The sequence below is a fragment of the Nocardia grenadensis NBRC 108939 genome, assembly GCF_001613445.1.
Taxonomy (GTDB): Bacteria; Actinomycetota; Actinomycetes; order Mycobacteriales; family Mycobacteriaceae; genus Nocardia; species Nocardia grenadensis.
In genome coordinates this window covers 1-13,647 of record NZ_BDCJ01000049.1, presented here as the reverse complement: position 1 = coordinate 13,647, position 13,647 = coordinate 1, and the positions used below count along the sequence as shown (strand labels likewise).

1 protein-coding gene is annotated in these 13,647 nt (G+C 69.0%); it reads left to right on the top strand.

The features are described 5' to 3' along the window. The coding region (locus NGR01S_RS29580) for a non-ribosomal peptide synthetase (RefSeq protein WP_157107507.1) at positions 1-13,647 on the top strand (13,647 nt) is incomplete at both ends.

Here is a 13,647-nt window from a genome sequence, read left to right as displayed (position 1 = left end):
CCTCGGGTTCGACGGGTCTGCCCAAGGGCGTTGTCGTCAGCCATGCGGGTCTGGCGAACTTCAGTGCCGAACAGGTCGAGCGCTATCGCCTCGATGCGTCCGCGCGGGCGCTGGCCTTCGCCTCCCCGTCGTTCGACGCCTCGATCCTCGAGTTGCTGCTGGCGGTCGGTTCGGCCGGTGCGCTCGTCGTGGTGCCGACCGGTACCTACGGTGGTGCCGAGCTGGGTGAGCTGATCGCGCGTGAGGGTGTGTCGGTCGGTTTGATCACGCCGTCGGTACTCGGATCGCTGGATCCGGCGGATCTCGCCGGGATGGAAGTGATCATCGCTGGTGGTGAGGCTATTTCGGCGGATCTGGTGGCGAAGTGGTCGATTACGCCGGAGGGTGGGGTCGAGCGTCGGTTCCACAATGCGTATGGTCCGACCGAGGCGACGGTGGCTACGAATATCAGTGGTGTGCTGCACGCTGGTGATCGGGTCACCATCGGTGGCCCGGTGCGGGGTATGCGCACCCTGGTGCTCGACGACCGGCTCAACCCGGTGCCCGAAGGTGTGGCCGGTGAGCTGTATGTCGGAGGCATCCAGCTGGCACGCGGCTACCACGCGCGGGCCGGTTTGACGGCTGAGCGTTTTGTTGCCGATCCGTTCGGTGAGCCGGGTTCGCGGCTCTATCGCACGGGTGATGTGGTGCGCTGGCGTCGTGACGCTGCGGGTGATCCGGCGGTGGAGTATGTGGGCCGTAATGATTTCCAGGTCAAGGTTCGTGGTTTCCGTATCGAGCTGGGTGAGATCGACGCGGCGCTGACCGCGCACGAAACCGTCGATTTCGCCGTCACCACCGGACACAAGAATGCCGCGGGCGCGGTATCTCTCGTCTCCTACGTGGTGGCCGTACCGGGCCGGTCGATCGATGCGGCCGAGGTGCGCGAGTACGTCGGACAGCGGTTGCCCTCGTACATGGTGCCGGCATCGGTCATGGTGCTCGACCGGGTGCCGCTGACCCCGGCGGGCAAGCTGGACCGTCGGGCGCTGCCGGAGCCGGCTTTCGAGGCCCGGGAGTTCCGGGCGCCGTCGACACCGGTCGAGCGGGTCGTGGCGGGTGTGCTCGCCGATGTGCTCGGTATGGAACGCGTCGGTGTGGATGACGATTTCTTCGCCCTCGGCGGGAACTCGCTGCTCGCGACGCAGGTCGCGGCCAGGCTCGGGGTGGCGCTGAATACGCAGGTCCCGGTGCGGACGCTGTTCGAGGCCTCCGTCGTCGGCACGCTGGCCGCCCGGCTCGAGGAGCAGGTGGGTTCCGGCGGACGTCCGGCGCTGGTGCCGCAACCGCGGCCGACCCGGGTGCTGCCGTCGGGGGAGGTCGTGGACCGGATCCCGCTGTCCCTGGCGCAGCAGCGCATGTGGTTCCTGAACTGGTTCGACGGCGGCGCCGCGGCCTACAACATCCCGCTGGTGATCCGGTTGACCGGGCACCTGGATGTGCCGGCCCTGCGGCAGGCGGTCGGCGACCTGGTGGCGCGGCACGAGGTGTTGCGGACGGTGTACCCGGAGACCGAATCCGGTCCGGCGCAGGTGGTGCTGCCGGTCTCGGGCGCGGTACCGGACCTGGAAATCCGTACGGTGGCCGCACACGCGGTCGAGACCGTGGTGGCCGAGCTGGCGTCGGTGTCGTTCGATGTCGCCGAGCAGGTGCCGGTACAGGTGACGCTGCTGCGGATCGACGATGTGGCAGACGAATACGTGCTCGCCGCGGTGGTGCACCACATCTCCGGCGACGGTGCGTCGACGGTGCCGTTGATGCGGGATCTGATGACCGCGTACTCGGCACGCGCGGCAGGCCGGGCACCGGACTGGGCGCCGCTGGCGGTCCAGTACGCCGATTTCGCGATCTGGCAACGGAACCTGATGGGCGACGGCGCCGATCCGACATCGCTGGCGCACGAACAGCTCGACTACTGGCGGTCCGCGCTGGCCGATCTGCCCGAGCAGCTGGATCTGCCGATGGACCGGCCGCGGCCGGCGACCCAGTCCTACGACGGTGGCCGAATCGAGGTGCGTATCGACGCGCGCCTGCACCAGGCGCTGCTGGACTTCGCGCGGCAGCAGGGCGCGACCCTGTTCATGGTCACGCATACCGCGTTCGCGCTGGTACTGGCCCGGTTGGCGGGCACCGACGATGTGGCGATCGGCACGCCGGTGGCCGGTCGGGGCGAGGCCGCGCTCGACGATGTGATCGGCATGTTCGTGAATACGCTGGTGTTCCGGACCCGGGTCGAGGGCGGGGAATCGTTCACCGAGCTGCTGGCGCGCCAGCGGGAGGCCGATATCGCGGCCCTCGCGCATGCCGATGTGCCGTTCGAACAGCTGGTGGAGGCGCTGAACCCGGTGCGGTCCACCGCGCGGCATCCGCTGTTCCAGGTGGGCTTCGCATTCCAGAACCTGGCGCAGGCGAGCCTGGAATTGCCGGGTCTCTCGGTCTCCGGCCTGGACGCCGGTGCCGAGGTCTCCCTGTACGACCTGAGCATGATCCTCAGCGACACCTACGACGCGACCGGTGCCGCGGAGGGTGTGAGCGGGTACCTGACCTACGCCACCGCCCTGTTCGACCCCGCGACGGTGGCGGGATTCGTGGAGCGGTACCTGCGGGTACTGGCCGGCGTCGTCGCCGATCCCGCGGCCCCGGTCGGTGAGATCGAGCTGCTCGACCCGACCGAACGCGAGCTGGTGCTGCACCGGTGGAACGCCACCGACCGGGTGATCGAGCCGGGCCTGTTGCTGGACGGGTTCGAGCGTGTGGTGGCCGAAACCCCGGATCGGGTCGCGCTGACCTACGAGGGCACCGGTCTGTCCTACGGCGAGTTCGCGCGCCGCGTGCATCGGCTGGCGCGGTGGCTGCGCGAGGCCGGGGTGGGTACGGAAACCTATGTGGCCCTGGGTATGCGCCGGTCCTTCGACCTGGTCACCGCCGCGTACGCGGTGATCGCGGCGGGCGGCGCGTATGTGCCGCTGGATCCGGACCAGCCCGTGGACCGGCTCGAGTACATTGTCGAGACGGCGCGCCCGATCTGCGTGCTGACCTCCGGCGAAGATCTCGATCCGGCGATCGCCGGTCAGGTACGTATCGACCGGCTGGAGCTGTCCGGTATCGCCGATACTCCGCTCACCGACGCCGATCGACTCCGGCCGCTGCGGCCGGACAACACCGCGTACGCGATCTTCACCTCGGGTTCCACGGGCCGGCCGAAGGGCGTCCCGGTCTCGCACCGGGCCGTGCTCAACTACCTGGCGACCACCCGGGAACGGCACGGTCTCGGTGCCGACGATGTGCTGCTGCAGCGCACCCTGGCGACCTTCGACCCGTCCGTGGTCGAGTTCTTCATGCCGTTGCAGCTCGGCGCCCGCCTGGTCATCGCGCATTCGGAAGGCCACCGCGACGCGGCGTACCTCACCGGGCTGATCGCCACCGAAGGCGTCACGATGGCGCAGTTCGTGCCGTCGTTGCTGTCGGTGTTCCTGTCCGAATCCGATCCCGCGGCATGGGCCGGACTGCGCAGTATCGTCGTCGGCGGTGAAGCACTGTCCGGTGATCTCGCGCGGCGGTTGCGGGAACGCACCGGCGGCGCCCGCCTGTTCAACCAGTACGGGCCCACCGAGACCACGATCGATGTCACCGCCCATGAGGTGACCGGTGCCGAAACCGGATCCGTGCCGATCGGTGTCCCGGGTCTCAACACCCGGACCTATGTCCTCGACGACCGGTTGCGGCCGGTACCCGCGGGTGTCCAGGGCGAGCTCTACATCAGCGGTGTACAGCTGGCGCCCGGCTATCTGGCCCGGCCCGATCTGACCACCACGCGCTTCGTCGCGGACCCCTTCCACACCGGTGAGCGGATGTATCGCACCGGTGACCTGGTGCGCTGGACCGCCGCGGGCGAGGTGGAATACCTGGGCCGCAGCGACTTCCAGGTGAAACTGCACGGTCAGCGGATCGAGCCCGGTGAGATCGAGGCCGCGCTCACCGAACTGGACGCCGTCGCGCGGGCCCTGGTCATCCTGCGGCGTGCGGGGACCGGTGATCAGCTGGTCGCGTATGTGGTGCCGGCGGCCGGCGCGACGATCGACGTCGACGACCTGCGGGCCCATCTGCACGACCGGCTGCCGTCCTACATGGTGCCGTCGGCCTTCGTCGAGCTCGCGGCGTTCCCGCTGAACGCCTCGGGCAAGCTGGACCGGCGGGCGTTGCCGGAACCGGTCTTCGAGGTCCAGGAATTCCGGGCGGCGTCGACGCCGATCGAGGAACTCCTGGCGGAGACCTTCGCCGAGGTCCTCGGGGTCGAGCGGATCGGCGCGGACGACGATTTCTTCGCCCTCGGCGGCGACAGCATCGTCTCCATCCAGTTGGTGTCGCGGGCCAAGGCACGCGGTGTGGTGTTCACACCGCGGCAGGTGTTCGAGAAGCGCACGGTGTCCGGCCTGGCGTCGGTCGCCGAATTCGCGGAATCCGGTGACGCCGCGGCGCGGACCCTGGCCGAGTTGCCGGGTGGCGGGGTCGGCCGGATGCCGCTCACCCCGGTGGTGCGGACCATGGTGGAGCGCTTCGGTTCGTTTGGGCGTTTCCACCAGTTGACGCCACTGAGCCTGCCGGTCGGCGTCACCCGCGAGACCATCGCCGCGGTGGTGGGCCCGGTGCTCGACCGGCACGATATGTTGCGGTCGCGCCTGTTCGTCGTGGACGGCGAATGGGTCGTGGAGACGGCCGAGCCCGGTGCGGTCGATGTGGACGCGCTCATCGATCACACCGTGTTCGAGGCCGCCGCCACCGAGGAACAGGTGCTGGAAACGGCTTCCGCCGCAGTCGATGCCGCGTTGGACCGGATGGATCCCGGCACCGGCGTGGTGGTGCGGTTCGTCTGGCTGGAACCGGATACCGCCGACCGGCCGGGATACCTCGTCGTCGTCGCGCATCACCTGGTGGTCGACGGCGTGTCCTGGCGCATCCTGCTCCCGGATTTCGTGCTGTCCGCCGGTGCGCACAGCGCCGGGCTGCTGCCCGAACTGCCGGAACCGACCACGTCGATGCGGACCTGGGCGCATGCGCTCGAGGAGCACGCGCGCAGTGCCGAGCGGGAAGCCGAACTGGAGTACTGGCGGACCGTCGCCGAGACCGCCGACCCGCTGCTGTCCGACCGCGCACTGGACCCGGCGGTGGATACCGCCGCGACGGTCGAGACCCACTCGGTGCGGGTGTCGCCCGAAGTCACCCGGGCACTGCTCACCACGGTGCCGGCGCTGTTCCACGGCGGGGTGAACGACGGCCTGCTCACCGCCCTCGTGCTGGCCACCGCCACCTGGCGGGCGCGGCGGGTGGCCGGGGCGGCGATCGATGATCCGCTGCTGGTCCGGCTCGAGGGGCACGGTCGTGAGGAAGAGGTCGTCCCCGGGGCCGACCTGTCCCACACCGTCGGCTGGTTCACCTCCGTCTTCCCGGTGCGGTTCGCGCCGGCCGGTATCGATTTCGAGGACGCGCTCGCCGGCGGGCCGGCATTGGGAGCGGCACTCAAGGCGGTGAAGGAACAGCTGCTCGCGGTGCCGGACAAGGGCATCGGCTACGGGCTGCTGCGTCATCTGAACCCGCGGACCGCGCGCGAGCTGCCGGTCGAGCTGCCGGGCCAGGTGAGCTTCAACTATCTGGGCCGATCCGCCGGTGCGAGCGAATTCTCCCCGGAGATGCGCGAATTCGGCTGGCTGCCCGCCGATATGGTGGTGGACGCGGCATTCGACGCGGATATGCCGGCGCTGGCCCTGCTGGATATCAATGCCGTCGTCGTCGGCGACGAGTTCATCGCGCGGATCGGGTACCCGGCCACCCTGCTCGGGGCCGAAGAGGTCCGCGAGTTCGGTGAACTGTGGACGCGGGCGCTGGACGCGGTCGCGCGGCACGCGACTTCCGCGGGTGCCGGCGGGCACACCCCGTCCGATTTCGGCATGGTCGCGCTGTCGCAGTCCGATGTCGACGGAATCGAGCGGCGCTTCCCGGCGCCGGTCGCCGATGTATGGCCGCTGTCCTCGCTACAGGCCGGCATGCTGTTCCACGCCCAGATCGCCGAGACCTCGGTGGATGTGTACACCGGCCAGGTGGTACTGACGCTGACCGGCCGGGTGGACGCCGCCCGGTTGCGTGCGGCGGCACAGGCACTGGTCGACCGGTACGACAACCTGCGTACCGCCTTCGTCACCGATCACCAGGGCAGCCCGGTGCAGGTGGTCCTGAAGGATATGCCGGTCGACTGGACCGAGTACGACCGCAGCGGCGTCGGCACGGCCGACGAGCTCATCGAGGCGGACCGGTTGCGGCGCTTCGATCTCGCCGAGCCGCCGTTGCTCCGGTTCACCTTGATCAAGATCGGAGCCGACACCTGGCAGTTCGTGGTGTCCAACCACCACATCCTGCTCGACGGCTGGTCCATGCCGCTGCTCATGCGGGATCTGCTGACGCTGTACGCGGTCCGCGGTGATGCCGCCGCGCTGCCGGCGGTCCATTCCTACCGGACCTTCCTGGCCTGGGTCGGCCGCCAGGATCTCGGAGTCTCGTTGGATGCCTGGCGGGCGGCGCTGGCGGGGGTCGAGGAACCGACCCTGCTCGCGCGCCCCGAAGCGGGCGGCTCGGAGATCACCGCGCTGTCGGGTGAGTACGTGTTCGAGCTGGACACCGCGGCCACCGCTCGGATGACCGCACTGGCCACCGAGGTCGGCGTAACGGCGAACACGGTGCTGCAGGTGGCGTGGTCGGTGCTGCTCGGCCGGCTGACCGGGCGTGACGACGTGCTGTTCGGCGCCACGGTCTCCGGTCGCCCGCCGGAACTGCCCGGCGTGGAGACCATGGTCGGGTTGTTCATCAACACGATCCCGGTGCGGGTGCGGTTCGATCGGAACGAGTCCGTGCGGACAGTGCTGGCCCGGGTCCAGGCCGAACAGGCCGACCTGCTGGATCACCACTATGTGGGCTTGGCGGATATCCATGCCGCGGCGGGGATGTCGGCCCTGTTCGACACCCTGCTGGTGTTCGAGTCGTATCCGGTGGACGCCGAGGGTATCCAGGCGCAGGCCACCGATATCGACGGAATGACGGTGGCCGGCCTCGACGGTATCGATGCCACGCACTACCCGCTCACCCTGGTCGCCGCCCTCGGCAATACGCTGCGGATCCGGGCCGGGTACCGGCAGGACATGTTCGACGAGGTCGAGGTGCGGCGGATCGCGGACCGGTTGGTCCGGATGCTGGACGGGGTCGTCGCCGATCCGTCCGTCGCCGTCGGTGATATCGATCTGCTCGACGCGGCGGAGCGCGCACTGGTGCTGCACCGCTGGAACGCGACCGGCCGCGCGATCGGTTCCGAATTGCTCCTGGACGAGTTCGCCGCGGCGGTCGCGGCGTACCCGGATCGGGTCGCGGTGTCGTTCGAGGGCATCGAACTGACCTATGCGGAGTTCGCGGGCCGAGTCAATCGCCTCGCGCGTCATCTGGTCTCCGAGGGTGTGGGGCCGGAATCGCTGGTCGGTCTGGCGCTGCGGCGTTCGGTGGATCTGGTGGTGGCCATGTACGCGGTCGTCACCGCGGGCGGCGCGTATGTGCCGGTGGATCCGGAGCACCCGGCCGAGCGGACCGCGTATGTGCTCGAGACCGCGCGACCGGTCTGTGTGCTGACCTCGACATCCGATGCCGGTGCTGTGCCCGAGGGGACAGGTGTGCCGGTACTGGCCGTGGACGAGCTGGAGCTGTCCGGCTACGCCGATGCCCCGGTGACCGATGCCGAGCGGCGTGCGCCGTTGCGTCCGTCGAATACGGCGTACGTGATCTTCACCTCCGGTTCCACCGGCCGCCCGAAGGGTGTGGCGGTGTCGCATGCGGCGATCGTGAACCGTTTGGTGTGGATGCAGTCCGAGTACGGGTTGGCCGTGTCGGATGTGGTGTTGCAGAAGACGCCGTCGACGTTCGATGTGTCGGTGTGGGAGTTCTTCTGGCCGTTGCAGGTGGGTGCGCGGTTGGTGGTCGCGAAGCCGGATGGGCATCGTGACCCGGAGTATTTGGCGGAGGTTATCGATGCCGAGGGCGTGTCGGTGGCGCATTTCGTGCCGTCGATGCTGACGGTGTTCGTGGCGGCTTTGCCGGGTGTGTTCGCTGGTTCGGGTGCCGGGCGGTGTGGTTCGTTGCGGTTGGTGTTCTCCTCGGGTGAGGCGTTGGCGCCGAAGCCGGCGCAGCGGTTGCGGGAGTTGACCGGGACGGCTGTGCACAACCTGTACGGTCCGACCGAGGCCGCGGTCGATGTGACGTATCACGAGGTTACGGACGCGGATACCATCGTGGTGCCGATCGGTGCTCCGGTGTTCAACACTCGGGTGTATGTGCTGGATGCTCGGTTGCGGCCGGTTCCGGTGGGTGTTGCGGGTGAGTTGTATCTGGCGGGTGCGCAGTTGGCGCGTGGGTATGTGTCTCGTCCGGATTTGTCGGCGGATCGTTTTGTGGCGAGTCCGTTCGATGCTGCGGAGCGGATGTATCGCACGGGTGACTTGGTGCGGTGGACCGCGGCTGGTGAGCTGGAGTATTTGGGTCGTACCGATTTCCAGGTGAAGTTGCGTGGTCTGCGTATCGAACTCGGCGAAATCGAATCCGCCCTACTGGCACAGCCGCAGGTGGGTCAGGCCGTGGTGACCGTCGCGGCGTCGCCGCTGGGCGAGCAACTGGTCGCCTATGTGGTGCCCGCCGCGGGCGCGCGGATCGACTCCGCGGAACTGCTCGATGCGGTACGTGCTGTCCTGCCGGCCTATATGGTGCCGGCGACCGTGCTGACATTGGACGAGTTCCCGTTGAACCCGTCCGGCAAGCTGGATCGCCGGGCACTGCCGCAGCCGCAGTTCGAGGCACGGGAGTTCCGGGCGCCGTCGACCCCGATCGAGGAGATCGTGGCCGGTGTCTACGCCGATGTGCTCGGTGCCGACCGCATCGGTGCCGATGACGACTTCTTCGCTCTCGGCGGCAACTCGCTGATCGCGACCCAGGTCGCGGCCCGCCTCGGCCGCGCACTGGATGTCGACGTCCCGGTACGCGCCCTGTTCGAGGCGCCCACCGTGGCCGCCCTGGCCGCGCGCGCGGAACTGCGCTCCGAGGCCGGCGGGCGTGCGGCGCTGGTGCCGCAGCCGCGCCCGACCCAGGTCCTGGAGACCGGCGAGACCGTGGAACGGGTGCCGCTGTCGCTGGCACAGCAGCGGATGTGGTTCCTGAACCGGTTCGACCCGGAATCGTTCGTGGACAATATCCCGGTGGCGGTCCGGCTCTCCGGTGCTCTCGATACCGCCGCCCTGGCGGCCGCCGTCGGCGATGTGCTGGCGCGGCACGAATCGCTGCGGACCTTCTACCCGGAGGTCGACGGAACGCCGTTCCAGCAGGTGGTGCCGGCGGCCGAGGTGGTGCCGGAACTGGCACCGGTCGACGTCACGGCGGCCGATCTGCCCGCACGTCTCGCGGAGCTGGTGACGGCGGGCTTCGATGTGACCGCGCGCGTACCGTTCCGGGCCCGGCTCTTCCGGCTCGACGCCGCCGAACATGTGCTCGGCTTCGTCGTCCATCACATCTCCGGTGACGGTTTCTCGATGGCGCCGCTGCTGCGCGATGTGGTGACCGCGTACATCGCACGGACCGCCGGTGACGCGCCCGGCTGGGCGCCGCTCGAGGTGCAGTACGCCGACTTCGCTCTGTGGCAGCGGCAGGTGCTGGGTGCGGAGGACGATCCGGAATCGGTGATCGCCCAGCAGGTCTCGTACTGGTCGCGGGAGCTGGCCGGGCTGCCGGATCAGCTGGACCTCCCGACGGACCGGGTGCGGCCCGCGATCTCCTCGGGCCGGGGCGCGATCCTCGGTTTCGAGATCGACGCCGAAACCCATACCGGACTGACCGAACTGGCGCGGACCGAAGGCGCGACCCTGTTCATGGCCGTGCACGCCGCCTTCGCGGTGCTGCTGTCGCGGTTGTCCGGGGAGACCGATATCGCCATCGGCACGCCGATCGCGGGTCGCGGTGAACGAGCCCTCGACGATCTGATCGGCATGTTCGTCAACACCCTGGTGCTACGGACGCCGGTCGATACCGGGGCCGGGTTCACCGAGCTGCTGAGTTCGGTGCGCGGTACCGATATCGCCGCGTTCGGGCACGCCGATCTGCCGTTCGAGCGTCTGGTGGAGATCCTCAACCCGGTGCGGTCGCAGGCCCGCCATCCCCTGTTCCAGGTGATGCTGGCGTTGCAGAACACCCCGCAGGTGCACACGGAGCTGCCCGGGCTGGCCATCGGCGCGGTCGAGATGCCACTGGAAACCGCGAAATTCGATCTGCAGCTGGATCTGAGCGAGCGGACCGGGGCGGCGGGGATCGACGCGGTCTTCACCTACGCGACCGACCTGTTCGACCGTGCGACCGTCGAACGGTTCGCTCAGCGTTTCGTGCGGTTGCTCAAGGCCGTGGTGAAGACGCCGGAGCGCCCGCTGGGCGATCTCCCGCTCCTGGACGCGCTGGAGGCCTCGGCGGTACTGCGCGGCGGGTACGGCCCGGAACGCGCCGTCGATCCGGCCGCGACCCTGGCCGGCCTGTTCGCCGACCAGGCGGTCCGGACGCCGGATGCGCCCGCCGTGGCATTCGAGGGGACAGGTCTGTCCTACGCCGAATTCGCCGGCCGGGTGAACCGCCTGGCGCGGCACCTGATCGCGCTGGGTGTCGGACCGGATGTCCCGGTGGCGCTGGGTATGCGGCGCTCGGTGGATCTGGTCGTGGCGATGTACGCGGTGATCACCGCCGGTGGTGCGTATGTGCCGCTGGATCCCGAGCAGCCGGCCGAACGCACGGAGTACATCCTGGCCACGGCCGACCCGGCCTGCGTTCTGACGAGTTCGGCGGATGAATTCGGCACGGCGGATCGTCCAGTGGTGGTCGTCGACGAGATCGACCTCTCGGGCTACGCCGATGCCCCGGTGACCGATGCCGATCGGGTCGCGCCGTTGCGGGCGTCGAATACGGCGTACGTGATCTTCACCTCCGGTTCCACCGGCCGCCCGAAGGGTGTGGCGGTGTCGCATGCGGCGATCGTGAACCGTTTGGTGTGGATGCAGTCCGAGTACGGGTTGACGTCTTCGGATGTGGTGTTGCAGAAGACGCCGTCGACGTTCGATGTGTCGGTGTGGGAGTTCTTCTGGCCGTTGCAGGTGGGTGCGCGTCTGGTGGTCGCGAAGCCGGATGGGCATCGTGACCCGGCGTACCTGGCCGATCTCATCGATGCCGAGCGGGTTTCGGTGGCGCACTTCGTGCCGTCCATGCTCAGTGTGTTCGTCGCGGCGCTGCCCGCCGATGCGGCGCGGTGTGGTTCGTTGCGGTTGGTGTTCTCCTCGGGTGAGGCGTTGGCGCCGAAGCCGGCGCACCGGTTGCGGGAGTTGACCGGGACGGTTGTGCACAACCTGTACGGTCCGACCGAGGCCGCGGTCGACGTTACGTATCACGAGGTTACGGACGCGGATACCACCGAGGTGCCGATCGGTGCTCCGGTGTTCAACACTCGGGTGTATGTGCTGGATGCCCGGTTGCGGCCGGTTCCGGTGGGTGTTGCGGGTGAGTTGTATCTCGCGGGTGCGCAGTTGGCGCGCGGTTATGTGGCGCGTCCGGATCTGTCGGCGGATCGGTTCGTGGCCGATCCGTTCGAGATCGCCGAGCGCATGTACCGCACGGGTGACCTGGTGCGGTGGACCGCTGCGGGCGAACTGGAGTACCTGGGTCGTACCGATTTCCAGGTGAAGTTGCGTGGTCTGCGTATCGAACTCGGCGAAATCGAATCGGCGCTGACCGAGGTCGACGAGGTCGCCCAGGCCGTGGTGGTCATGCGTGGTGACGCGCGCACCGGGGATCAGTTGGTGGGCTACGTGGTGCCGGCGGCCGGCGCCCTGGTCGAGAGCGACTCGCTGCGCGCCGCCCTGTCGGGCCGGTTGCCGTCGTATATGGTGCCCGCCGCGTTCGTCGTACTCGACGCCTTCCCGCTGAACGCCAGCGGCAAGCTCGATCGCCGGGCGCTGCCCGAACCGGTCTTCGCGGCCCGGGCATTCCGGGCGCCGGCCACCCCGATCGAGGAGATCGTGGCGGCGACCTTCGCCGATGTGCTGGACGTGGAACGGGTCGGCGCGGACGACGACTTCTTCGAGCTTGGCGGTAACTCCCTGATCGGTATGCAGGTCGCGGCCCGTATCGGTGCGGCGCTCGGTACCCAGGTGGCGGTGCGCACGCTGTTCGAGGCGCCGACCGTGGCCGCGCTCGCGCTCCGGGTGGAAGAGTCCGGTGCCCGGTCCCGGCCGGAACTTGTGGCCGGGCCGCGACCGGAACAGATACCGCTGTCCTACGCGCAGCAGCGGATGTGGTTCCTGAACCAGTACGACACTTCGTCGGCGGCCTACAACCTGCCTATGGCGATCCGCCTCACCGGTGATCTCGATGTGCCGGCATTGCGCGCGGCGCTGGGCGATGTGGTGGCCAGGCACGAATCGCTGCGGACCCGGTACCCGGAGCAGGGTGGCCGACCGGTGCAGTTGATCCTGCCCGCCGAACGGGCCGTGCCGACCCTGGAGCCGGAGCAGGTGTCCGGGGACGAGGTAGCGGCCGAGATCGTCGAGTTCGCGGCGACCGGTTTCGACGTGGCCGCCGCCGTGCCGGTGCGGATCCGTCTCTTCGCTGTCTCACCCCGGGAATTCGTGCTGGTCGTGGTGCTGCACCACATTGCCGGTGACGGTTTCTCGCTGGCGCCGCTGGCGCGGGACGTGATGACCGCGTACGCGGCACGGGTCCAGGGCGAGCTGCCGGGCTGGGCGCCGCTGCAGGTCCAGTACGCCGACTACACGCTGTGGCAGCGGCAGGTGCTGGGTGCCGAGGACGATCCGGACACCGCCATGGCCCGCCAGATCGCGTTCTGGCAGGAGACTCTCGCGGACCTGCCCGACGAGCTGGTGCTGCCCACCGACCGCCCCCGGCCCCCGGTGGCGTCGCTGCGTGGCGCCAGGGTGCACGGCGAACTGGACGCCGAGCTGGTGCGGAGTCTGAACGCCCTGGCCCGGGCCCGTGGCGCGTCGATGTTCATGGTGCTGCACGCCGGATTGGCGGCCCTGCTGGCGCGACTGTCCGGTAGCGAGGACATCGCGATCGGTACGCCGATCGCGGGTCGTGGTGAGCGGGCGCTCGACGATCTGGTCGGTATGTTCGTCAATACGCTGGTGCTGCGGACCGCGGTCGGATCGGGTGAGACCTTCGCCGATCTGGTGGATCGGGCCCGCCGGGCGGACCTGGACGCGTTCGGTAATGCCGATGTGCCGTTCGAGCGGCTGGTGGACCTGCTGGCGCCGGAGCGTTCGCAGGCCCGCAACCCACTGTTCCAGGTGGCGCTGTCATTCCAGAACCAGGAGGCGCCGGCTCTGGACCTGGCCGGTCTGACCGTCGCCGGGATGGAGATCGCCGACGATGTGGCGCGCTTCGACCTCCAGTTCTCGCTGGCCGAAAACGGTTCGGGCGGTATGGAACTGGTGTTGAACTACGCCACCGAACTGTTCGACGAAACCACCGCGACCATGATGG